The sequence below is a fragment of the Edaphosphingomonas laterariae genome, assembly GCF_900188165.1.
Lineage (GTDB): Bacteria > Pseudomonadota > Alphaproteobacteria > Sphingomonadales > Sphingomonadaceae > Sphingomonas_E > Sphingomonas_E laterariae.
This window is the reverse complement of sequence record NZ_FZOS01000003.1, coordinates 172,237-195,187: the sequence shown is the minus strand read 5'-3', so window position 1 is coordinate 195,187 and position 22,951 is coordinate 172,237. Positions and strand designations below refer to the sequence as shown.

Annotated in this window: 23 protein-coding genes; 11 read left to right on the top strand and 12 right to left on the bottom strand. The window is 66.3% G+C overall.

The genetic code is table 11. From position 1 onward, the window contains the following. Nucleotides 1-473 precede the first annotated feature (473 nt). The 3 genes from CHB74_RS04840 to CHB74_RS04830 are packed head-to-tail and all read left to right on the top strand — an operon-like array spanning nucleotide 474 to nucleotide 4,628. Entirely contained in the window at nucleotides 474-3,170 is a 2,697-nt protein-coding gene (locus tag CHB74_RS04840; RefSeq protein WP_089218475.1) for a TonB-dependent receptor domain-containing protein, read from the top strand. Between the two features lie 16 nt (nucleotides 3,171-3,186). Next, on the top strand, nucleotides 3,187-3,903 hold the full coding sequence (locus CHB74_RS04835) for a PepSY domain-containing protein (protein WP_245842627.1): 717 nt from the start codon (nucleotides 3,187-3,189) through the stop codon (nucleotides 3,901-3,903). Continuing rightward, nucleotides 3,900-4,628 (top strand): PepSY domain-containing protein, encoded by a 729-nt coding sequence (locus CHB74_RS04830; protein WP_089218473.1) that lies wholly within the window; start codon nucleotides 3,900-3,902, stop codon nucleotides 4,626-4,628. Before CHB74_RS04835 ends, CHB74_RS04830 begins: the two co-directional genes overlap by 4 nt. Before the next feature lie 32 nt (nucleotides 4,629-4,660). On the opposite strand, the gene hutC is transcribed toward CHB74_RS04830, so the two are convergent. The 9 genes from hutC to CHB74_RS04785 form a co-directional block, all read right to left on the bottom strand. Beyond that, nucleotides 4,661-5,416 carry a histidine utilization transcriptional repressor HutC gene (gene hutC, locus CHB74_RS04825; RefSeq protein ID WP_089218472.1) on the bottom strand — a complete coding sequence of 252 codons (756 nt, stop codon included), beginning with the start codon at nucleotides 5,414-5,416 and terminating at the stop codon, nucleotides 4,661-4,663. An 85-nt stretch (nucleotides 5,417-5,501) separates the two neighbouring features. Continuing rightward, complete coding sequence (locus tag CHB74_RS04820; RefSeq protein ID WP_089218471.1) at nucleotides 5,502-5,948, bottom strand: DUF411 domain-containing protein; 447 nt, start codon at nucleotides 5,946-5,948, stop codon at nucleotides 5,502-5,504. Between the two features lie 218 nt (nucleotides 5,949-6,166). Beyond that, nucleotides 6,167-6,622 (bottom strand): DUF1178 family protein, encoded by a 456-nt coding sequence (locus CHB74_RS04815; RefSeq protein WP_089218470.1) that lies wholly within the window; start codon nucleotides 6,620-6,622, stop codon nucleotides 6,167-6,169. 43 nt (nucleotides 6,623-6,665) lie between these two features. Further along, nucleotides 6,666-7,628: a 2-phospho-L-lactate transferase gene (gene cofD, locus CHB74_RS04810; RefSeq protein ID WP_089218469.1), complete on the bottom strand. Its 963-nt coding sequence runs from the start codon at nucleotides 7,626-7,628 to the stop codon at nucleotides 6,666-6,668. Next, entirely contained in the window at nucleotides 7,625-8,398 is a 774-nt protein-coding gene (cofE, locus tag CHB74_RS04805) for a coenzyme F420-0:L-glutamate ligase (RefSeq protein WP_089218468.1), read from the bottom strand. Before cofE ends, cofD begins: the two co-directional genes overlap by 4 nt. Continuing rightward, a complete protein-coding gene (gene npdG, locus CHB74_RS04800; RefSeq protein ID WP_089218467.1) occupies nucleotides 8,398-9,066 on the bottom strand; it encodes an NADPH-dependent F420 reductase in 669 nt (222 codons plus the stop codon). The genes cofE and npdG overlap by 1 nt, the downstream gene beginning before the upstream one ends. Nucleotides 9,067-9,171: 105 nt before the next feature. Beyond that, the gene (locus tag CHB74_RS04795) at nucleotides 9,172-9,999 is read right to left on the bottom strand and encodes a carbon-nitrogen hydrolase family protein (protein ID WP_089218466.1); all 828 of its coding nucleotides are present in this window, start codon (nucleotides 9,997-9,999) and stop codon (nucleotides 9,172-9,174) included. 2 nt (nucleotides 10,000-10,001) lie between these two features. Beyond that, nucleotides 10,002-10,259, bottom strand: a complete 258-nt coding sequence (grxC, locus tag CHB74_RS04790; protein ID WP_089218465.1) for a glutaredoxin 3 — start codon at nucleotides 10,257-10,259, stop codon at nucleotides 10,002-10,004. A gap of 54 nt (nucleotides 10,260-10,313) precedes the next feature. Continuing rightward, complete coding sequence (locus CHB74_RS04785; protein WP_089218464.1) at nucleotides 10,314-11,075, bottom strand: ComF family protein; 762 nt, start codon at nucleotides 11,073-11,075, stop codon at nucleotides 10,314-10,316. Between the two features lie 44 nt (nucleotides 11,076-11,119). On the opposite strand from CHB74_RS04785, the gene CHB74_RS04780 reads away from it, so the two are divergent. The 3 genes from CHB74_RS04780 to acs all read left to right on the top strand — a co-directional run bounded on the left by CHB74_RS04780 (nucleotide 11,120) and on the right by acs (nucleotide 15,080). Further along, entirely contained in the window at nucleotides 11,120-12,013 is an 894-nt protein-coding gene (locus CHB74_RS04780; RefSeq protein WP_089218536.1) for a methyltransferase domain-containing protein, read from the top strand. 84 nt (nucleotides 12,014-12,097) lie between these two features. Then, nucleotides 12,098-13,069, top strand: coding sequence for a bile acid:sodium symporter family protein (locus tag CHB74_RS04775; RefSeq protein ID WP_089218463.1), 972 nt, complete (start codon nucleotides 12,098-12,100; stop codon nucleotides 13,067-13,069). A gap of 70 nt (nucleotides 13,070-13,139) precedes the next feature. Further along, entirely contained in the window at nucleotides 13,140-15,080 is a 1,941-nt protein-coding gene (acs, locus tag CHB74_RS04770; protein ID WP_089218462.1) for an acetate--CoA ligase, read from the top strand. 99 nt (nucleotides 15,081-15,179) lie between these two features. Here acs and CHB74_RS04765 read toward each other — a convergent pair whose 3' ends face one another. The 3 genes from CHB74_RS04765 to CHB74_RS04755 all read right to left on the bottom strand — a co-directional run bounded on the left by CHB74_RS04765 (nucleotide 15,180) and on the right by CHB74_RS04755 (nucleotide 16,876). After that, nucleotides 15,180-15,482: a plasmid stabilization protein gene (locus tag CHB74_RS04765; protein WP_089218461.1), complete on the bottom strand. Its 303-nt coding sequence runs from the start codon at nucleotides 15,480-15,482 to the stop codon at nucleotides 15,180-15,182. 68 nt (nucleotides 15,483-15,550) lie between these two features. Further along, nucleotides 15,551-15,847 (bottom strand): PspC domain-containing protein, encoded by a 297-nt coding sequence (locus tag CHB74_RS04760; protein ID WP_089218460.1) that lies wholly within the window; start codon nucleotides 15,845-15,847, stop codon nucleotides 15,551-15,553. A 159-nt stretch (nucleotides 15,848-16,006) separates the two neighbouring features. Continuing rightward, nucleotides 16,007-16,876, bottom strand: a complete 870-nt coding sequence (locus tag CHB74_RS04755) for an alpha/beta fold hydrolase (RefSeq protein WP_089218459.1) — start codon at nucleotides 16,874-16,876, stop codon at nucleotides 16,007-16,009. A gap of 37 nt (nucleotides 16,877-16,913) precedes the next feature. Between CHB74_RS04755 and CHB74_RS04750 the strand changes: the two genes are divergently transcribed. From CHB74_RS04750 to CHB74_RS04730, 5 genes are all read left to right on the top strand, one after another. Continuing rightward, nucleotides 16,914-18,311: a protein adenylyltransferase SelO family protein gene (locus CHB74_RS04750; RefSeq protein WP_089218458.1), complete on the top strand. Its 1,398-nt coding sequence runs from the start codon at nucleotides 16,914-16,916 to the stop codon at nucleotides 18,309-18,311. A gap of 108 nt (nucleotides 18,312-18,419) precedes the next feature. Then, nucleotides 18,420-19,835, top strand: coding sequence for a succinylglutamate-semialdehyde dehydrogenase (gene astD, locus CHB74_RS04745; protein ID WP_089218535.1), 1,416 nt, complete (start codon nucleotides 18,420-18,422; stop codon nucleotides 19,833-19,835). A gap of 142 nt (nucleotides 19,836-19,977) precedes the next feature. Continuing rightward, nucleotides 19,978-21,531: a hypothetical protein gene (locus tag CHB74_RS04740; protein ID WP_218821386.1), complete on the top strand. Its 1,554-nt coding sequence runs from the start codon at nucleotides 19,978-19,980 to the stop codon at nucleotides 21,529-21,531. Beyond that, nucleotides 21,528-22,529, top strand: coding sequence for a glycosyltransferase family 2 protein (locus CHB74_RS04735; RefSeq protein ID WP_218821385.1), 1,002 nt, complete (start codon nucleotides 21,528-21,530; stop codon nucleotides 22,527-22,529). Before CHB74_RS04740 ends, CHB74_RS04735 begins: the two co-directional genes overlap by 4 nt. 2 nt (nucleotides 22,530-22,531) lie before the next feature. Continuing rightward, nucleotides 22,532-22,930: a GtrA family protein gene (locus CHB74_RS04730; protein ID WP_089218456.1), complete on the top strand. Its 399-nt coding sequence runs from the start codon at nucleotides 22,532-22,534 to the stop codon at nucleotides 22,928-22,930. Nucleotides 22,931-22,951 lie beyond the last annotated feature (21 nt).

Here is a 22,951-nt window from a genome sequence, read left to right as displayed (position 1 = left end):
GCGGAACCGAAGAACGGGGATCTCGGGCACGGTGTTGCCCGTCATCCCGGCCCCCCTTCCCAATCATATCCCCGCGCATTCGCCAGACCGAACGGAGCGCCAAAAGCCAGCTCCCGGCAATGTTGCGCCATCTCGGCGGCTGGGGGCATTCCCGCGCGTCGGGCCTGCTGGCCTTCATGCCTGCCGCAGGCAGTGCAGTTCCATCGACCTTGCCGCCAGCAAAGACATACGCGGCGGAAAGATGCTCAGTGGGCGGCAGCGGCTTTGCCAGTGTTTCAGGAAATGCCGCCCTGACGGCAAAAAATTTCGTTCCACGCGAGGGGTGGGGCGACTGGATGCGTATTCATAGGGCCAGCTGCATTCCCGAGATTCCGCATTAACATATTGAAAAATAAAACAGAATCTGGGTTGACCTGTATATACAACCGATGCTCTCTGCCGCCGACAAAAAGACGGAAACAGGGAGCAAGTGAATGAACAAGCGGACGGCGCTGCTGCTCAGCGCGACCATATTGGGGGGATATTCGGCGCCGGCCGTGGCGCAGGCGGAACGCGATGCGACGGTGAGCGCCAGCGGCGGCTCCGGCGAGATCATCGTCACGGGATCACGAATCCGCCGGCAGGATCTGGCGGGCGTCGGCCCGGCCACCGTCGTTTCGGCCGAGCAGCTTGAAAATACCGGTGTGGTCAATATCGAGACCGCGCTGCAGCGGCTGCCGTCCAATGCGGGCTTCGCCGGCAACCAGACCTCCGCTTACTGGACCAACAACGGCTACGGCACCGCGCAGGTCAATCTTCGCGGCCTCGGCATCAAGCGTACGCTGGTGCTGCTCAACGGCCGCCGCCTCGTCGCCGGCGGCACCGGCGCCAACTCGTCGCCCGATCTCAACATGATCCCGGTGGTCGCGCTCGCCCGCACCGACGTGCTGAAGGATGGCGCCTCGGCCATCTATGGCGCGGACGCGATGGCCGGCGTCGTCAACCTCGTCACCCGCAACGATTATGAAGGCCTGGGCGTCAGCGCGCGCTATGGCATCACCGAACGCGGCGACGGCGGCGATTTTACCGCCGATCTGATCTGGGGCGCGCGCAACGATCGCGGCGGCATCATGGCGGCCGCGACCTATCAGAAGGCCGAAGCGGTCAACCTTGCCAGCCGCGCCCCCTGCTCGCTGGCGGAACTTACGGCGGGCACGCTCAGCTGCACCAACAGCTCCTCCACCCCCGGCGGCCGCGCGGTGCTGCCCAACGGCCAGCAGATCAACTTCAACCAGACGCCGGGCGGCAATGGCGACTTTTTCGAGCCGTATAGCGGCGCCAAACACAACCATAATATCCAGCGCTATCTGAATGCGGTCAGCCCGATCGAGCGGATCAGCACCGCGGTGTTCGGCGATTATCAGCTGACCGATGGCATCCAGGCCTTCGGCGAATTCCTCTACACCCACCGCAAGAGCGATCAGCTGGCGACGCCGGGCACGTTGCGCAACATCGCGATTTCGGCAAGCAACCCGACCAACCCGACCGGGCAGGATCTGGTGCTCGTGCGCCGCATGCTTGTCGAAGGCGGGCCGCGCGAATTCTTCCAGAAGACGGAAACCTGGCAGGGCACGCTCGGCCTGCGCGGCACCTTGGCCAATGATTGGAACTGGGAAGTTTCCGGCGCCTTCGGACGCAACACTGCGGTCGACGGTTCGACCAATGTCGCCAACCTCGCCAATGTCGCCAACACGCTCGATCGCACCAAGTGCAGCACCACGCCGGGCGCCGCGATCCCGTGCGCAGATTATCTCGGCGCCGGCGATGTGTCGCAAGAGGTGCTCGACTATATCAACTTCACCTCGCGCGATCGCGGCGGCAACGAACTGGCCACCGTCACCGCCGATCTGACCGGCAGCCTGTTCGAGCTGCCCGCCGGCGCGGTCTCGTTCGCAACGGGTGCGGTCTATCGCAAGGAAAAGGGCTGGCGCGATCCCGATCCGTTCACCGTGCTGGGCGTCGCCAACACCAACCAGCAGGATCCGATCTCGGGTTCGAGCACGGCGAAGGAAGCCTATCTCGAACTGTCCGTGCCGGTGCTCGCCGACACCGCTTTCTTCAAGGCGCTCACCCTGGACGGCGCGGTCCGCTATTCGGATTATGATCTGTTCGGCAGCGACTGGAACTACAAGCTCGGCGTCGACTGGGTGGTCAACGACGATATCCGCTTCCGCGGCACCTATGGCACGGGCTTCCGCATCCCCAATGTGCCCGAACTGTTCGGCGGCGTGTCCGAAGGCAATCTGACGACGACCGATCCGTGCAGCCATTACGCGGCCAGCGGCAATGCGACGCTGATCGCCAACTGCCAAGCGTCGGGCGTGCCGGCCAATTATGTCCAGCTGGGCAACACCATCCTCACCACCGTCGGCGGCAACGAGAATCTGAAGCCCGAAAGCTCGACCACCTGGACGATCGGCACGGTCATCCAGCCGCGTGGGCTGGTGCCGGGCCTGTCGCTGACCGCGGACTGGTTCGATATCGACATCAAGGATGCGATCCGCGCCATTCCGGGATCGACCAAGCTGGCCGTCTGTTACGCCAGCGCCAATCTGTCGCACCCTTTCTGTAACGATTTCACCCGCAGCCCGCTGACCGGCGAAGTGAACTTCCTGTCCGCGCAGCCGATCAATACCGGGCGGGAAAAGATGAGCGGCCTCGATCTCGGCCTCGTCTACAACCGCACCATTGGCGACGTGGCGGTATCGCTCGATCTCAACCTCACCTGGCTGAACGACTATACCGTCTATCCCTTCGCCGGCGGCGATCCGATCCAGTTCGATGGCTTCATCGGCGGCGGCAATGGCGGCTATCCGAAGTGGCGCGGCTATGGCGTGCTGAATGCGGAAAAGGACGGTGTCAGCGCCACCTGGTCGGTCCAGTGGATCGGCAAGGCGACCGATTTCAACGCCGCGCCCGGCGACATCGGCTATCGCACGCCGAACGTGTTCTACCACAATGCGCAGCTTGCCTTCCGCATTGACGAGAAGACGCGGTTCCAGCTCGGCGTCGACAATATCTTCGACAAGAAGGCGCCCTACATTCAGAGCTTCACCGATGGTAACACCGATACGATGACCTACGATCTGCTCCGCCGCCGCTTCTATGTCGGCGTCCGCACCGCGTTCTGAGGCAGGGAAACAGATCGTGGCAAAGATACGCTGGCCGCTCGTCGTCAGGCGCACGCACAAATGGCTTGCCCTGCTGGTCGGGCTTCAGGTCGTCCTCTGGACGCTGACGGGCTTCTACATGGTCGTGATCCATATCGACACGATCCATGGCGACCATCTGGTGCGTGCGCCCGTCGTGCAGCCTTATGATCTTGCCGCCCTCACTCCGCCGTCACGGATCGTGGCGGCGGAACCGGGGACGAGCGAGGTGCGCCTCCAGCGCCGCCTCGATCGTCCTGTCTGGCGGGCGGAAACGCCCGCCGGTCCGGTGCTCTACGATGCCGCCAGCGGCACGCGGCTGGCACCGCCGACGGAACAGGAGATCCGCGCGCTCGCCCGCCGGATCTACACCGGCGACGGCGCGATCGTGGCCGTCCGGCTGCTGACCACCGCCCCGCAGGAAATGCAGGCCCGCAAGCCGCCTTATTGGCAGGTCGAATTTGCCGGCTGGAACCGGCCGACACTCTATCTGTCGCCGCAAACGGGTGAACTGCTGTCGCGGCGCCATGCTTTGTGGCGGGGCTTCGATTTCGCCTGGATGCTGCACATCATGGACTATGACGAACGCAGCGACGTCAACAATCCGCTGCTTCGGGTCGCCACCTGGAGCACCTTCGCGATGGCCATCAGCGGCGCCTGGCTGCTCATCTGGTCCTTTCCGCGCCGCAAGAAGAAAAAGAAGACCGCAGCATGAAGCGCATTCGTCTTTCGACCCTGCTGTTCCGCCGGATCCACAAATGGGTGGGGCTGGTGCTCGGCCTCCAGTTCCTGCTGTGGGCCTTGAGCGGATCGGTGATGGCCTTGCTCGACAAGGACGAGGTGGGCGGCCACGGCGCCGCGATGGGCCACGCCCATCCGCTCTCCGCCGAAACCACCCTGATCGATCCCGCCGGCATCGCCGGGCTCGGGCCGGTTTCCGGGGTAACGCTGCGCGATCTCGCCGGCCGGCCAGTCTATGAGCTGAACACGCCCAACGGCATCCGGCTGGCGGACGCGGTGGACGGGAAAGCGATAGCCATCGATGCCGATACCGCGCGGACCGTCGCCTCGATGATGAACGACGCGCCGATCCGCGACGTCCGCCAGCTTGCCAAGGCCAATCTGGAGGCGCGCGAGCATAAGGGCGCGATGTGGCGCGTGGATTTCGCCGACGCGGCCAATAGCAGCGCCTATGTGTCCGCCGAGACCGGGCGTTTCCTCGTGATGCGGGGCGATACGTGGCGCACCTGGGATTTCTTCTGGATGCTCCACAACATGGATTATGTGAACCGGACGAGCTTCAACCACCCCTTCATCATCTTCGTCGGGTTCGGGGCATTGTGGCTTTCGGGAACCGGCTTCTACCTGTTGTTCAAAAGCTTCAGCCGCGCCGATTTCCGCTGGTTGCGCCGCCGCCGCGCACGGCCGGCCAGCGCCTGAGCTGAATTAGGGCATCCGCATCAGGGCTTCGGTCAGCCCGCTTCCACGGCGAAGCTGGCCGAAAGCTCGAACCGGCTCGCCGGGTGCGTCAGCCAGGCATGCGAAACGAGCCGGTTCCGGCTCCACGTCTGCCGCGTAAGGCGGAGCACGGGCTCCTGCTCCTCCATGCCCAGCAACTGGCGGGTCCGCTGGTCCGGCATCGCCGCAGAGACGCGATGTTCCACGCGCTCCAGCGGCGCCACCCGGGTCAGATATTCGTTGGGCGTGGTGTGGGTGAAATCCATGTCGGCATAGCCCGGTGCGATCGACGCCAGCACCAACCGCTCTTCAAGCTGGATCGGGAATTCGGCCTCATGATGGACGATGACCGAATGGAAGATTCGCGTGCCCACCGGCACGCCCAGCAAGGCGGCGGCTTCGGGCGCCGCTTTCTCCGCCTGGTTCTGGATGACACGCGCGCGATAGGCATGGCCGCGCGCGCGCACTTCGTCCGCGATGTTGCGGATCTCGATCATGTGCCCGATCGGCTTGGGCTCGGCCACGAACGAACCGCTGCCGCTTCGCCGCACCAGCACGCCCACGCTCTGCAATTCGCGCAGCGCCCGGTTCGCGGTCATCCGCGACACGCCGAAACGGGTGACAAGCTCGGCCTCGGAAGGCACGCGGTCGCCCGATTTCAGCGTCCCCGCCTTGATCGCATCGACGATGAACGCCTTGATCGCGGCATAAAGCGGCGCGCCGCTGGTGCTTGTTTCCTGTGTTGCCGGGGCCGCTGCGGACGATGTCATCACCTGTCTATACAATCGGGTTTCGCGACAGGCCATCGCTTGTCGCGTCCCAATCGCATGGGCCGGTCGCGGCGGTCAGCCGGCGTCAGCCCCCGTGGCGGGCAAAGACGCGGCGGACGCCCGGCCCGAAGGCGATGACATTATAGGCTTCGGGCCGCACGCCGGCGACTTCCATGCCCGGCGAACCCAGCGGCATGCCCGCCACGGCCAGCCCCTTGATGCCCTTGGGCCGCTGCGCCAGCAGGCGCTTCATGTCGGCGATCGGCACATGGCCTTCGAACACCAGCCCGTCGATAATCGCGGTGTGGCAGGATGAAAGGTCCGCCGGCACGCCGCGCACCTTCTGGAAGGCGGCCCGCCGCTGATCGTCGACCATCGCGACGCGCCGCCCGAACTGTTCGCGCACCTGCGCCGCCCATTTTCCGCAGCAGCCACAGCCCGGATCGCGATGGACGAGGATCTCGTTCGCGGCGATCGCGGTGGCCGGCGCCGCGATCAGCAACAGGGCCGCCAGAAATTTCAGGCTCTTCATATCCACTCTCCCTGCGCAGGTCGTCACCGTCGATACGCCGCCCGCCGCTCAACCCCTCAAAATCTCTTGGAAGCGGGCTTCCGCCGTCGCCTCGCCGGTCCTCGCTCTGCCTTCGATGGCGCGCAGGATCAGCAATTCCCTGGGCAATGCCGGCAACGGGGCCATCACGCGCGGCGCGGACCCCGTCGACTTCCATCTTTTCCGAAAGACGCCCCCGGTCAATTGTCCGTGCCGGGCGCGCGCACCGGAAATGGCAGCGGCGAAACCGCCACGCCCTCGTCGATCAGCGCCCTTGCATCGTCGATGCTCGCCTGGCCGTGGATCGCGCGATGCTCGGCTTCGCCCAGATGCATGGCTCGGGCCTCGTCGGCAAAGCGCTCGCCCACATAGTCCGAACCTTCCAGCGCCTTGGTTTGCGCCTCCGCCAGCGCCGCCATCATCTGGCGCAGCTTGCCCGGCCCGTCATTGGCCAGCGGCACGGGCGCCGTTTCGGCACGCTGGTTGCCCTTGGCCGCGACGCGCGGCGCCATCACCGCCTTGCCGATATCCGCCGATCCGCACATCGGGCAGGAAAGCCAGCCCTTGGCGCGCTGGCCTTCATAATCCTCGGTCGACCCGAACCAGCCTTCAAAGACATGGCCGTTTTCCGCGCAGGCAAGATCGAACACGATCATCGCGCCGCATCCCCCGCCGGAATATCGCTGTTCCACGTCATCTTCAGGCCTTTGGCGCGGAAATGGGGTTTGCGCCAGCCAAATGCCACTGCTGCACCCAGCCTATGACCGCTTCGGCCAGCGCGTGGCGATCAGCATCGTCGCGCATCAGCGTGGGCGTCACCAACAGGCGCATGTCGCGGATCTCGTCCACGGCGGCGCGATCGCTCTCGTCGATCACCAGCCCGTCGATCCAGCCGCGATAATGATCGGCAATGCCTGCCGACGATACCGGCACGCCCAGTTCGGCCATGATCTTCGCCGCCGGCCCCTTCACCGCCTTGCCCGCGATGATCGGCGATACGGCAATGATCGGAACGCCGCGCGCCTTCAGCCGCTCGCGCACGCCATCCAGCGCCAGGATCGGATCGATGCTGAGATAGGGGTTGGACGGGCAGACGATTACGCCCTCGAGCGCGGGATCGTCGATGAGGGCGGCAAAGGCCGTGCTCGGCCGGACATGCGGGGCAAGCGCCAGCCCGGTCAGCTTCGGCGCGCATTGCCGGCGCACGAAATAATCCTGAAAGGCCAGCGCGCCTTCATCGCTGTGGACGATCGTCGGCGCCGGATCATCCGCCATCGGGACGATGCGGTGGGCGATGCCATGCGCCCCGGCCAAGGCGGCGGTGATCGTGGTCAGGCTCTCGCCCGCCGCCAGCCGCCTCGTCCGTTCGACATGGGTCGCAAGATCGCGATCGCCCAGCCGGAACCAGCTTTCCCCGCCCAGTTTCGCCAGCTGATCCATGAACGCCCAGCTTTCGCCGGCAATGCCCCAGCCCAGTTCGCGATTGGCGATGCCCGCCAGCGTGTAGGTAACGGTATCGATGTCGGGCGAAATTCTGAGGCCGAGATGCTCGAAATCGTCGCCCGTATTGACGACGATCGCCAGTTGCTCGGGCGGCAGCACCGCCGACAGCCCGGCCGCGAGCTTCGCGCCGCCGACGCCGCCTGCCAGCGCCAGGATCATCGGAACAGATCCATATGCGCGGGCCGCACCAGATCGCGCGCCGTGCCCCGTTCGGCCATCGGCGCCATCCCCCGGATCAGCACGACGGGGCAGCCTTCCGCCGCCTGCCCCATCAGCAGCGATCCGGCCGCCGCCACCTCGTCGGCAAAGCCAAGTTCGGATGTCTGGAGCGCGCGGCCATGCAGGTCCGCCTGCCCGCGCAGATCGAGCAGGCCCGGCAGGCCATGCACGCCGATCGCGGTGCCCACCGTGCCCATGCGCCACGCCCGACCCAGGCTGTCGACGATCACCACCGCCGGCGCGATGCCGGTGTGCGCCGCCACGCCCTCGGCAATCGCCCGCGCGCTGGCATCGGGATCGATCGGCAGCAGCAACGCCACCTCGCCCCCGGCATGATCGACGTTCGACTGGTCGATCCCGGCATTGGCCAGCATCAGCCCGCGCTTGTCGCGCACGATCAGCGCACCGGGCCGCGTGCGCGACACTTCATCGGTTTCGCGCAGGATCAGCTCGACCAGCCGGGGATCCTTGTCGACCTCGACCGCGAGCTTTTCGGCCTCGGCCGATGGCGTCACCTCGGCCAGGCGAACCAGCCGCCCCTCGGCCTTGGACACCACTTTCTGCGCGATGACCAGCACGTCGCCGGGCGCAAGCCGCATATCGGCCGCGTCGAGCGCATCGGCGACGATCGCGGCCAGCTCGTCGCCAGCCGCCACCATCGGCACGCCCGGCACCGCCCGGATCAGCAGTTCGCGCGCCGGCGTCGCCATCAATCGGCGAGGCCGGTGATGCGGATGCCGGCCGACGGCACCTTGTAGCGCTGGTTGATCGAAATCAGCACCGACGTCAGCGCCTCGGCGACGACCGAATTGCACAGCGGGCCGGCATGGAAGCCGCGCAGCTTGGCGGCCTCGGCGAGCTTGATCACGTCCTCGCGCGCTGCAATGTCGTCACCGGCGACCAGCACGTCGCAATCCAGATCATGGTCCAGATCGCGCAGATGGTGGGCGGAGATGTTCTGGAAGGCAGAAACCACCCGCACGCCATCGCCCAGCGCCGCCTGCAGCGCCAACACGGCCGATCCGCCCTCAGGCAGTTGCACGCGGTTCACCTTGGGCGGCACCAGCGGCACGGTCACGTCGATCAGGATCTTGCCTTCCAGCGCGGCCTTCACGCCCAGCGCGGTCGCCTGTTGCGCGGCGAAAGGCACGGTCAGCACCACGATCTCGCCGGCCGCCGCCGCCGCCGCATTGTCGGCACCGCGGATGTTCGCGCCGGGGATTTCCGCCGCAAGCTCCGCCGCCACCGCTTCGGCCTTGGCGGCTTCGCGCCCGCCGATCACGACCTCATAGCCGGCCGCTGCCCAGCGCGCGGCCAGGCCGCTGCCTTCCTTGCCCGTTCCGCCCAGCACCGCGAGCGTGGGTTTTCCTTCGGCCATAATCTCTCCTGTCGATATGCTGCAGAGCTCTTAGGCCGGCAGGACGCGAGAGAAAAGCGGGCTGATTTTACGCAAAGCGCAGATCATGCCACGACTTCGGTGCAATCAGGCGATGGTGACGGCGGGAATCGGCCGGCGATGGCTCAAAACCGGGATGCGCGCCCGCACATCGGCAAGCCGCTTCAGGTCGAGATCGGCGAAACCGACGCCATTTTCGCCCTGCATGTCCAGCAGCACATCGCCCCAGGGGTCGATCGCCAGCGAATGGCCATAAGTGGCGCGCCCGTCCTCATGCGCGCCGGCCTGCGCGGCGGCGATCACGAAGGCCCCCGCCTCGATCGCGCGGGCACGCAAAAGTACATGCCAGTGTGCCCGCCCGGTCGGCACGGTAAAGGCCGCAGGCACCGACAATATGGTCGCGCCAGCATCGCTCAGCGTGCGGAACAGATCGGGGAAGCGCAGATCGTAACAGATGGCCAGGCCCATTCGCCCCCAGGGCGTATCGACCACCACCGCCTGATTGCCCGGCGCATAGGCCGCCGATTCGCGCCAGCTTTCGCCGGTGGGCAGATCGACGTCGAACAAGTGCATCTTGTCGTAACGCGCGCGAATCGCACCGGCAGCGTCGATCAGGAAGGCGCGATTGACGAGCCGGCCGTCGCGCCGCTCGCCAGCCAGCGCCAGCGACCCCAGATGCACCCAGATGCCGGCCTTCACCGCCGCCTCGCGCACGCTGGCCAGCACCGGATCATGCGCCTCGTCGGCCAGATGGTCGGCTGCGCGCGCCCGGTCGCGGTCCAGAAGGCCGCTCATTTCGGGCGTGAAGATCATGTCCGCGCCGCCGGCCCTGGCCTGCTCGATCGCCGCCACCAGCGCGGCCGCGTTCGCCTGCGGGTCGATGCCCGTGCAGCTCTGGAACAGGGCGGCGCGCATCGTCACGCCGCCAGCAACGCGTCCAGCTTGCCGGCGCGATCCAGCGCATGCAGATCATCCGATCCGCCGACATGCTGGCCGTTGATGAAAATCTGGGGGACCGTGGTGCCGCCGTTCGCGCGTTCCAGCATTTCGGCGCGCTTTGGCCCGCCCATGGTGATGTCATATTCCTCGAACGTCACGCCCTTGTCGCCCAGCAGCTTCTTGGCGCGCACGCAATAAGGGCAGAGAAACTTGGTATAAATTTCGATCTTGGGCATCAGCGCCTGCTACTTCCTGTTTTGGATTTGACCGAAAACCTGTGGTCCGCCCCCTCAATTGTCAACATCGGCGCCGTCGCCATCCCCTTCCAGCGACACGCGCGCCCAGCTGATCAGGCGCACTTCGGCGGCGCCTGCCCGCTTCAACGCCCGCGCGCAGGCATTGGCCGTCGCCCCGGTGGTGTGAACATCGTCGACCAGTAGCACCGATCGCCCCTTCACCCGTTCGCGCATGGCCGGATCGACAGCGAAAGCGCCGCGCACGGCCCGGCCCCGCGCCTGCCGGCCGAGCCCGCGCAACACCGGGGTTGCGCGCGTACGCCTCACCAGATCCACCTCCACCGGCAGCCCCGATTGCCGCGCCAGAACGCGCGCGATCAGCGCGGACTGGTTGTAACCGCGTCGCCAGATCCGCCAGCGATGCAGCGGCACGGGGATCAGCACCGCGTCCTCCTCGCGCACCAGCCGGCCCATCAATCGTCCGATGGTTTCGGCATGGCCCGGGCGGCCACCATATTTGAGCCGCATCACCACATGGCGCGCAATCGGGCCATAACCCACCACGGCGCGCGCGCCGTCCAGCGCCGGTGGATCGGCAAGACATCCACCGCAGATCGTGCCCGCCGGCGCCATCGCAAGCGGAATGCCGCACCGCGCGCAACCGTCATCGCCCAGAAAATCCAGGCTTTGCCAGCAGATCAGGCAGAAACGATGATCGTCGGGCGTTACCGCGCCGCACCCCGGGCAACGCGGCGGCAGCGCCAGCGCAACGACGCGCGACGCCGCCGCTTTCGCCGATGCGACGATCCCCCTCATGTCGCCCCTTGTTCCAGCCGCCGCGCGGGCGCACAAGCCCGGCGATGCAGCAGCCACCCGATCTCGCCGAAATCTTCGATCGCCGCGTTCGTCGCCTGCGGCGGGATCGCGCCGCGCGCGCCTTTGCCGATCACGCCTTCCTGCGCGATCGCATGGTGGAAGATATTGTCGACCGGCTCGATTCGGTGAAGCGCCAGTTCACCCGCGCGCTCGATCTCGGCACCGCCGATGGCGCGCTGGCGGCGGCCCTCCGGCAGCGCGGCATCCCCGTCGTCGCGGCCGATGCGGGCTTCGCCTTCGCCCGCGCGGCGGGCGGCATCCAGTGCGACGAGGATCGGTTGCCCTTCGCCGATGGCAGCTTCGATCTCATCGTCTCGGCCGGCGCGCTCGATACCGTGAACGATCTGCCCGGCGCGCTCGCGCTCATCCGCCTCGCGCTGCGGCCCGACGGGTTGTTCCTCGGCGCTTTCTTCGGCGCGGGCTCGCTGCCGCGCCTGCGCAGCGTGCTGATGGCGGCGGACGAAGCCGCCGGCCGTGGCGTCGCCGCCCGCATCCACCCGCAGATCGACGTTCGCGCCGCCGGCGATCTCCTTGCCCGCGCGGGCTTTGCCCTGCCTGTCGCCGATATCGATCACGCGCAGATCCGCTATGGCGATCCCCTGCGTCTGATTTCGGATCTGCGCGGCATGGGCGCCACCAACATCCTGCGCCAGCGCGCCGCCGCGCCGCTCACCCGCGCGCATCTGCCGCATCTGTTCGATGCCTTCGCAGCGCTGGCCGATGCCGATGGCCGCGTCACCGAAACCGTGGAAATCGTCCACCTCACCGCGTGGTCGCCCGGCCCCGATCAGCCCCAGCCCGCCCGGCGCGGCAGCGGCCAGGCCTCGCTGGCCGACGCGCTGAAGCCGGTGCCGCTCAAGGGGCCGTCGCAGCCATGATCGGCGGCGGCGGCGCCTGCCCGCTCACCGGACGCCATTTCAGCGACTTGGCTTTCATCGAGCGACTGGCCTAAGCCCTTGCCCATGTGGCGCCGGCTGATTCCAGACACCTTCATCTTCACCCTGCTGGCCACGGTGGCGCTCGCCAGCCTGATGCCCGCGCAAGGCGCCTTTGCCGGCATCGTCGATGCCCTGGCCACCGCCGCCATCGTCATGCTCTTTTTCTTCCACGGCGCGAAGCTCCCGCGCGAAGCGATCATCGAAGCGCTCGGCCATTGGCGGCTTCACGCCGTCATCCTCGGCTCCACCTTCCTGATGTTCCCGCTGCTCATCCTGGCGATCCGCTGGCTCGCGCCGGGCCTGCTGCCCACGCAATTATGGACGGGCATGCTGTTCATGGCCGCGCTGCCGGGGACGGTGCAGTCCGCGATCGCCTTCACCTCGCTGGCCCGTGGCAATGTCGCCGCCGCCATCGCCGCTTCGTCGGCCTCGCAACTGCTCGGCATCTTCCTCACGCCGCCGCTCGTCGGCCTGCTCGCCGATGCCCATGGCGGCGATGTCGATACGGCGGGCATCGGCCGCATCCTGCTCATCCTCTTCGTCCCCTTCGTCGCCGGGCACCTCGCCCGGCCGTGGATCGGCGAATGGGTGAAGCGCCACCGCCAGCTGATCGGCCTCAGCGATCGCAGCGCCATTCTGCTCGCGGTCTACAGCGCCTTTTCCGCCGCCGTGATCGAAGGGATTTGGCGCCAGCTCCCGCTGCCCGTGCTCGGCACGCTCGTCATTCTCTGCCTCGTCGTGCTCGCCATCGCCCTGCTTTTCACGCGCGGCGCCGCCCGCCTCCTCGGTTTTTCGCGGGCGGACGAAATCGCGATCATGTTCTGCGGCACCAAGAAATCGATTGTGCAGGGCGTGCCGATGGCGCGCGTGCTGTTCGCGCCGGCCGATGTCGGCCTCATTCTCATGCCGATCCTGCTCTTCCACCAGTTCCAGTTGATGGCCTGCGCGTGGATCGCGCGGCACTATGCCGCCCAAACGGACGATGCGGACGGCTGATGATTTGGCTTCAACCCACGCCGCCCAACCCTTAAGTAGCGGCCCGAACATATATCAGGAGAATGCCCGAGTGACCGATCCGGCGATCTATCCCGTCCCTGCGGAATGGAAGGCAAAGGCCAAGGTCGATGCGCAGCGTTATGCCCAGCTTCACGGCCGTTCGCTGGCCGATCCGGGCAGCTTCTGGCTTGAACAGGCCAAGCGACTCGATTGGATCAAGCGCCCCGAAATCGCGGGCGACTGGTCCTTCGACGAAAAGGATTTCCACATCTCCTGGTTCGCCGACGGCAAGCTCAACGTCGCGGCCAACTGCACCGATCGCCATCTCGCCACGCGTGGCGATCAGACAGCGATCATCTGGGAACCGGATGAGCCGTCGGAAGAACCGCGCCGCTACACCTATGCCGAACTGCACAAGGAAGTGTGCCGTTTCGCCAATGTGTTGAAGGCGGCGGGCGCCAAGAAGGGCGATCGCATCACCATCTACATGCCGATGATCCCGGAGGCCGCGTTCGCGCTGCTCGCCTGCGCGCGCATCGGCGCGGTTCACTCGGTCGTGTTCGGCGGCTTTTCGCCCGATGCGCTGGCCGGCCGCATCCAGGATTGCGATTCGACGATCGTCGTCACCGCCGATGAAGGCCGTCGCGGCGGCAAGAAGGTGCCGTTGAAGGCCAATGTCGACAAGGCGGCGCCACTCTGCCCGTCGCTCGAAAAGGTCGTCGTCGTGCAGGCCACCGGCGGCAGCATCGACATGGAGCCCGGACGCGACGTCTGGTATCACGACATGGCGGCGATGGTCGCCGATGAATGCCCGGCCGAAGCGATGGGCGCGGAAGACCCGCTGTTCATCCTCTACACCAGCGGATCGACCGGCAAGCCCAAGGGCGTGCTCCACACGTCGGGCGGCTATCTGCTCTGGGCCAGCCTCACGCACGAGATGATCTTCGATTATCGCCCGGGCCAGATCTACTGGTGCGCGGCCGATATCGGCTGGGTCACCGGCCACAGCTATATCGTCTATGGCCCGCTCGCCAACGGCGCCACGACGCTGATGTACGAAGGCGTGCCCAACTGGCCCAACGCCTCGCGCATCTGGGAAGTCGCCGATCGCCACCAGGTCGAAATCCTCTACACCGCCCCCACGGCGCTCCGCGCGCTGATGAAGGAAGGCGATGATTTCGTCACCAAAACCAGCCGCAAGTCGCTGAAACTTCTCGGCACGGTCGGCGAACCGATCAACCCGGAAGCGTGGCGCTGGTATCATGAAGTGGTGGGTGAAGGCCGCTGCCCCATCGTCGATACGTGGTGGCAGACGGAAACCGGCGCGGCGATGATCGCCCCGCTGCCCGGCGCCATCGATCTCAAGCCGGGATCGGCCACCAAGCCCTTCTTCGGCATCGAACCCCAGCTCGTCGATGCGGACGGCAAGGTGCTCGACGGCGCGACCGAAGGCAATCTCGTCATCGCCCGCTCATGGCCCGGCCAGATGCGGACGGTGTGGGGCGATCACCAGCGCTTCTTCCAGACCTATTTCACCACCTATCCGGGCAAATATTTCACCGGAGACGGCTGCCGCCGCGATGAGGACGGCTATTACTGGATCACCGGCCGCGTTGATGACGTCATCAACGTCTCCGGCCACCGGATGGGCACCGCCGAGGTGGAAAGCGCGCTCGTGCTGCACGGCAAGGTCGCCGAGGCCGCTGTCGTGGGCTTCCCCCACGATATCAAGGGCCAGGGCATCTATGCCTATGTCACGCTCAACGCGAATTGCGAGGCGAGCGACGAGCTCCGCAACGAACTGAAGCAGTGGGTGCGCGCCGAAATCGGGCCGATCGCGACGCCCGATGCCATCCAGTTCGCGCCGGGCCTGCCCAAAACGCGCTCGGGCAAGATCATGCGCCGCATCCTGCGCAAGATCGCCGAAGGCGATGTCACCTCGCTGGGCGACACGTCCACGCTGGCGGATCCGTCGGTCGTCGACGATCTCGTCGCCAACCGGGTAGGCTGATACCAGCCACCGAACGCACAAGGCCCGGATAGATCCGACCGGCGATCGACTTTACGGTTGATCGATCCGGGCCTCGCTAAAACCGCTGACGCAGTGGCATCAGCCCGCTTTGCGCCTGCGCGTTTCCCAGCCTTTCCTGGCTGATGCCGAACGCGCGGCGGCGGAGCGATTGGCCGAAGCCCGTCCCCCGATCTCGCCGCCCCTGCGCGCGGAAACATGAGTATCGGGCTTGCCGCGCCCCGAACCGGATTTATTGCCGCCGCCCGATTCCTTGTTCACCGTCGCCCAGGCGCGGCGCGCGGCCTCGTCTTCCGGCACGCCGCGCGCTTCATAGCCTTCCTCGATATGCGCGGCCTTGCGCTTCTGCTTGTCGGTATATTTGTCCTTGTCGCCTCGGGGCATGGCATGTCTCCGTCGCCCCCGCATTACGCCATATCCAACGCACCACCGCGCGGGGCGCTCCTGCCCCGTCACGCGGCCAGCGGCATCTCGATGGATTCTTCGGACGGCGCGATCAGGATCGGCGGCGCAACGGCAGCCGCCTCCGGAACAGCCGCGAGCTTGGGGTTGGGGAAGATGATGCGGGTCAGCAGCGCGACGACGCCGACCGCGAAATAGCCGGCGACCACCGCCACCGGGTTCCACAGCATCAGCACGCCCAGCCCGATCCGCAGATAGAGCGGGTTGAACCCGAAATCCTCACCCAGCGCGGCACACACGCCGAACAGACTTTCTTTGCGGGCGGGAACGGACGGGGAAGCATGCATGACCGGAACTCCATCTGCGCGCGGAACGATCCGCGATGATGGTTTCCGCATTGCAGGCCCCGTGCCAATTCGCATCGGCCGCGCATTTGCTGGCCCAAGCACCCGCATGAGCGCATGTCGGCGGAGCGATTTTCACCAATTCTTGGCGGAAAGCGCCAATCAGGCCTTTGCAAGCACCTCGCCCAACAGCCGATCAATGGCCGCGATGCTCTCAGGCTCGTTCAGCACCGGCGCATGGCCGATGCCGGGCACCGTGACGAGATCGAGGCCATCCACCCGTCGCGCCATCTCCAGCGCAGTGGCCGCGCTCAGCACGTCGGAATGCTGGCCGCGCAGCAGGGTCACGGGGCGCCCGCTCAACCCCTCGAACGCCGGCCACATGTCGATGCCGGTTTCGCCCCCGGGCAGCTTGAACGGCTCGGCGATCTTCATGTCGTAATCATAGGTGATCCGGCCCGCCGGGGTCAGCCGGCACAGCCGCTTGGCCATGGCCAGCCATTGTTCGATGTCATAATCGGGATAGACGGCGAAATTGCCCTGCTGGATGCCGCGCGCCGCATGCAGCCAGGTCGGCCAGCTTGCCTGCTTGCCCACATAAGTGCGGATGCGCGCGATCCCGCCCGGCTCCAGCACGGGGCCGACATCGTTGAGCAGCGCGCCCGCGATCCGCTGGCGCCCGGTCGCGGTCATCAACATGGTCAGGAGCCCGCCAAGCGACGTGCCGAACGCGATGAAGCGATCGAGCTTCAACTCCTCGAACAGCGCCTCGATATCCTGCAAATAGGTCAGCGGCACATAGGTCATCGGATCCTTGGCATAGGCACTGTCGCCGCGGCCGCGCAGATCGACGCAGATCAGCCGCCATTCGCCCGCCAGCCGATCAGCCACCGGCGCAAAATCGCGCGCATTGCGGGTCAGGCCGGGGATGCACAGGATCGGCGGCCGCCCGTCATGGCCCCCGGCATAATCGCGATAATGGAGCCGCAGCCCATCCTTGGACCACCAATAGCCTTCGCTCCATTCCGCCATGCTTGCGCCTCCAAGGGTCTCGCCCCCATATCGCCGTATGACCGCTTTGCCGCAACCCGCGCCCTATCGCCCCGATCCCGCCATCCTGAAGCTCGGCCCGGATTTCTACGATCCCGTGGGCGCGGCGGATTTCCCCGAAACCCGCCTGCGCTTCCGCAACGATCGCTGGGCCGCCGCGATCGGCCTTGGCGATCTCGACGATGCCGCGTGGCTGGCCCATTTCGGCCGCTTCCAGCCGCTGCCCGATAATCTCGCGACGCCGCTGGCGCTGCGTTATCACGGCCATCAGTTTCGCGTTTACAACCCCGATATCGGCGATGGCCGTGGCTTCCTGTTCGCCCAGATGCGCGATGCGTCGGGCCGCCTGCTCGATCTCGGCACCAAGGGCTCCGGCCAGACGCCCTATAGCCGCTTCGGCGATGGCCGGCTGACGCTGAAGGGCGGCGTGCGCGAAGTGCTGGCGACCGAAATGCTCGAAGCATTGGGCGTCAACACATCCAAAAGCTTTTCACTGATCGAAACCGGCGAGCAATTGCAACGCCATGATGAGCCATCGCCGACGCGCTCGGCCGTGCTCGTACGCCTCGGCCACGGCCATATCCGCATCGGCACCTTCCAGCGGCTCGCTTATTTCCGCGAGACCGATGCGCTCCGCCGCCTGATCGATTATTCGCTGCGCGAACTTTATGGCGAGGAACCCGGCGACCAGCCCGAAATCCGCCTGCTCACCCTCGCTGTCGAGCGCACGGCGAAACTGGCCGCTTCCTACATGGCCGCCGGCTTCGTCCACGGCGTGCTCAACAGCGACAATATCGCGATCACCGCCGAAAGCTTCGATTACGGCCCGTGGCGCTTCACCCCCCGATGGGAACCGGGCTTCACCGCCGCCTATTTCGATGAAAACGGCCTCTATGCCTTTGGCCGGCAGGCGCAGGCGATCCATTGGGATGTCGTGCAGCTTGCCGTCGCGATGCGGCAAATCGCCGAGGCGGAGGCCCTCACCCCGCCGCTCGAAACCTTCCCGGCCCTCTACGAAGCCGCTTTCCGCGACGCGACCTTCGCCCGCCTCGGCATCGCGCCGCTGGACGAAGAGTCCGATTACGCATTGCTCGAAGCCATGGAGCGGGGCCTCACCGAAACCGGCGTCACCATCGACCGCTTCTTCTTCGACTGGCGTGGCGGCAAGCGGCGCGGTCCGTCGCCCGCCGACGAATTTTACCGTCACGACAGCTTCGCCGCCTTCGGCATGATGCTCGGTGCCTTCCCCAAGGTGGCGACGACCGATCATCCCTATTGGTCGGATGCCGCGCCCTGCTCGATGCATATCGACGAACTGGAAGCGATCTGGTCGCGCATCGACCAGGCGGACGACTGGACGCCCTTCCACGCCAAGATCGCCGCCATCCGCCGCATGGGCGATGCCATGCGCGGGTGACACAGCACCGCCGCGCGGTTGCGAAACCGCGTGCGCGTCGCCATTGTGGCCGCCATATCCGATGCGGACATTCGATCCGCACCGTTCAGCACCGGGATCGCCGCTTACATGTCCGCCAACGAGATCATCTCCACCGAACCCGCCACCGGCATCGAATTGTGGCGCGGCGCCGTCGGCAATGCGGCGCACGAAGTCGCCCTCGCCCGCGCCGCCTGGCCGGCCTGGGCGGCCCAGCCGCTTGCGGTGCGCACGGAAACGCTGCGCCGCTTCGCCAATGTCGTGCGCAGCAAGCTCGATGCGTTCGCCGATCTCATTGCCCGCGAAACCGGCAAGCCGCTTTGGGAAGCCCGCACCGAGGTCGAAAGCGTCATCAACAAGGTCGATATCTCGATCTCGGCCTATTCGGAACGCACCGCCCAGCGCCGTTTCGAAGGCGCACTCGGCGCCAAGAGCGCGATCCGCCACAAGCCGCATGGCGTGCTCGCCGTGCTCGGCCCGTTCAATTTCCCGGCCCATCTGCCCAATGGCCACATCGTGCCCGCCCTGCTTGCCGGCAATGCGGTGGTGTTCAAGCCGTCGGAAAAAACGCCGGCCACCGGCGCTTTCCTCGTCGATTGCTTTCACGCCGCCGGTATCCCGCAGGGCGTGATCCGTCTGCTCGTCGGCGGGCCGGATGAAGGCCGCGCCCTCGCCGGCGAACCCGGCATCGATGGCCTGCTGTTCACCGGCTCGGCGCGGGCCGGCCAGGCGCTCCACCGCCAGTTCGCCGAAACCCCGCAGAACATCCTCGCGCTCGAACTGGGCGGCAACAACCCGCTGGTCGTGTGGGATACGCCGGATATCGCCTCGGCGGCGGTGATCGCCGTCCAGTCCGCCTTCATGTCCGCCGGCCAGCGCTGCACCGCCGCCCGGCGGCTGATCGTCAAGGATGGCGCGCACGAACCGCTGGTGGAGGAAATCGGCCGGCTGATCGATCGCATCATCATCGATCAACCCCACGCCAATCCCCAGCCCTTCATGGGATCGGTGATCGACAACGCCACCGCCGATCAGGTGCAGGAATCCTTCCTCAACCTGATCCTCAAGGGTGGCCGCGCGATCAAACAGATGGCCCGCCCGCAGGCCGACCGCCCCTTCCTGACGCCCGCGCTGATCGACATGACCGGCATTGCCGGCCTGCCGGACGAGGAGATTTTCGGCCCCGTGCTCCAGATCTTCCGCGTCGCCGATTTCGATGCCGCGATCGCCGAAGCGAACAACACCCGCTTCGGCCTCTCCGCCTCGCTCGTCGCGGGCGATCCGGCGCTTTATGATCGCTTCTGGGGCAATGTCCGTGCCGGCGTGATCAACTGGAACCGGCCGACCAACGGCGCACCGTCCAACGCCCCGTTCGGCGGCGTCGGCCTGTCGGGTAACCATCGCCCCAGCGCTTATTATGCCGCCGATTATTGCGCTTATCCCGTCACGTCATCGGAAGCCGATCAGCCGCGCGCATCGATCGGCGTGGGCCTGCGCGAAGGCTGACGGCACGTCCGGCGCAAGGGCCGGGGCGGTGGATTGTTCCACTCGCCCCGAACCCGCTCTAATCCTTCATTAACCATGCCGCCTTACCGCTGGCGACATGGAAGAATCGCACCCTCGCGAATGGTGGTCGGGCCGCACGGCCATGCTGCTGCTGGTCCTCGCCGCCGCGCTGCCGCTCGTCTGGCCCACGATCCCGCCGCTCACCGATCTTCCCGGCCATATGGCCCGCTACAAGGTCGCGCTCGATATCGGCCAGTCGCCTTATCTTTCGCGCTATTTCGAGTTTCACTGGGCGCTGTTCGGCAATCTGGGCGTCGATCTGCTGGTCATGCCGCTCGCCCGCGCGATCGGCCTCGAACCGGCGGTCAAGCTGATCGTGATGGCGATCCCGCCGCTCACCGTCGCCGGCATGTTGTGGGTCGCGCGCGAGGTCCACGGCCGCGTGCCGCCGACCGCGCTGTTCGCCCTGCCGCTGGCGTTCGCCTATCCGTTCCAGTTCGGCTTCGTGAACTTCACGCTGTCGGTCGCGCTGATGTTCCTCGGCATCGGCCTCTGGCTCCGCCTCGGCCGGCTCGGCCGCCTCCGGCTGCGCGCCGCGCTGTTCCTGCCCTTCGGCTTCGTCATCTTCCTGGCCCACAGTGTCGGCTGGGGCATGCTGGGCCTCGCCATCTTCGCGATCGAAGCCATGGCCGCCCGCCAGAACGGCGCAACCTGGCTAAAGGCGGGCTGGGCAGCCGCTCTCGCCTGCCTCCCCCTCGCGCCCCCCGTGCTCCTGATGGCCGATTGGTGGACCAACCGGACGAATGGCGGCGGCGGCGCAGGCAATTGGCGTTGGGACGCAAAAGTCTATCATCTACTAAGCGTGCTGCGGAACACGTCCCAGATTTTCGACATCCTGAGCGCGACCGCCCTTTACATACTCGTCTGGCACGGCATTCGAAAAATGGGCCTGCGTTTCGACGCCCGGCTGGGATTTGCCGGTCTGGTCCTGTTCGCGGCATTTCTCGCTTTGCCCGGCGTCCTGATGGGTGCGGCTTACGCCGATATGCGGCTTGCCGCTTATGCCCTCGGCATCACCATCCTGGCGCTCACGCCCACCACTTCCGATCCCAAATGGCCGCGGATCATCGCCGTCGCCGGCATCGCCTTCTGCGCATTGCGGCTGGGGGTTCAGACCTGGACCTACTGGACACTCGATCGCGGCTATCAGGCCCAATCCGCTGCACTCGATCATTTACCGAAGGGCAGCAGCACTTTCGTGATGGCGAATGTGCCCTGCATGGGCACGTGGAACGCCGCCCGGCTGGATCATTTTGGCCAGCTTGCCGTGGTCCGCCGCGAAGCCTTTGCCAATGGACAGTGGCCGATGCCCGGCGGCCGCCTGCTCGGCGTCCGTTATCCACAGGCTCCCGCTTTTACGCTCGATCCCTCGCAAATGCTCCAGCATGAAGCATGTCGCCAGCGGGACAGCCATTCTCTCGACTACGCACTAAAGAACCTGCCACGCCCCGCCTTCGACTATCTTTGGCTCATCGACCTTCCGCGCAAGCAATGGCCGCGCGATCCGGGTCTTTCGATCGTATGGAGCAGGGACAATGCCGTGCTCTACCGGATCAGGCGCTTACCAATGCTTAACCATTCCGCCGCATCGTCGCCGCAGACGGCAGCACGGCAGGCAGGGGAAGCAACGCCATGACGCAGATGGGCGACGCAACACACCCGGACATCAGCCTGGTCATCCCGGTCTTCAACGAGGAGGCGGTTCTTCCCGCCCTGTTCATCCGGCTTGACGCACTGATGGCGGTGATCCGCGGCCGGGTCGAAATCCTGATGGTCGATGATGGCAGCCGCGATGCCTCCGCCGCCATGATCGTGAAGCGCGCCGCCGCCGATCCGCGCTATCGCTATGTCGGCCTGTCCCGCAATTTCGGCCATCAGGCCGCGATCACCGCCGGCATGGAACTGGCCGCTGGCGATGCCGTCATCGTCATGGACGCCGATCTGCAGGATCCGCCCGAAACCGTGCTCGAACTGATCGCCCGCTGGCGCGAGGGGTATGAGATCGTTCATGCCCGCCGTCGCAGCCGCGCCGGTGAAACCCGCTTCAAGCTATGGACCGCGAGCCTCTTCTATCGCGGCCTGCGTGCGCTCACCAAGGTCGACATCCCCGCCGATGTGGGCGATTTCCGCCTCGTCGATCGCCGTGCGATCGAAACCTTCCGCGCCATGCCCGAACAGGATCGCTTCGTCCGCGGCATGTTCGGCTGGATGGGCTATCGCCAGGCCGTCGTCGAATTCGATCGCGACGAACGCGCCGCCGGCGTCACCAAATATTCGCTGGGCAAGATGGTCCGGCTGGCCCTTGATGGCGTGGTCGGCTTCTCCGATGTTCCGCTGCGGCTGGCGCTGTGGACCGGCGCGATCATCTCGCTGGGCTCCTTGCTTTATGGTGCCTATGTCGTGGCGATGGCGATCTTCGGCGCCGGGCTGGTCAGCGGCTGGGCCTCGCTCGCCGTGCTTGTTTCCTTCCTGTCGGGCATCAACCTCCTCATGACGGGGATTGTCGGCGTCTATGTCGGCCGCACGCATCGCGAGGTGAAGCAGCGTCCGCTCTACATCGTGGCGCGCGATACCGGTGGCCAGGCCGCAGCCGCCGCATCGGCCCCGCGGCTACGTCGCGTCGAAACCGCCTGATCATGCTTGCCCGCAAGATCGGCGCCTTCAGCCTCGTCGGGGCCATTTCGACACTCGCTTATACCGGCCTCGCACTGGCCTTCGGAAAATTGGGGCTACACCCTGTGCCCGCCTCCTTCGCGGCTTATGCGGTGGGCATGGCGATTTCCTATACGGGCCATCGCCGCCTCACCTTCGGCTCCAGCCGCCCGCATCGCGAAGCCTTTCCCCGCTTCGTCATCGTCAACCTGTTCGGCATAGTGGTGTCGATCGCGGCGCCCTGGGCGCTGACCGTGCACCTCGCGCTGCCGCCTATCGTGGCCGTGCTGACCACCACTTTCCTCGTCCCATTGGCCAGCTTCGTCGGCCACAATCGCTTCGTCTTCCCATCTGCCTCCCAGCCACCCCACAAGCTTTCCTAACCCGCCCCAAAGCAAGCTTGG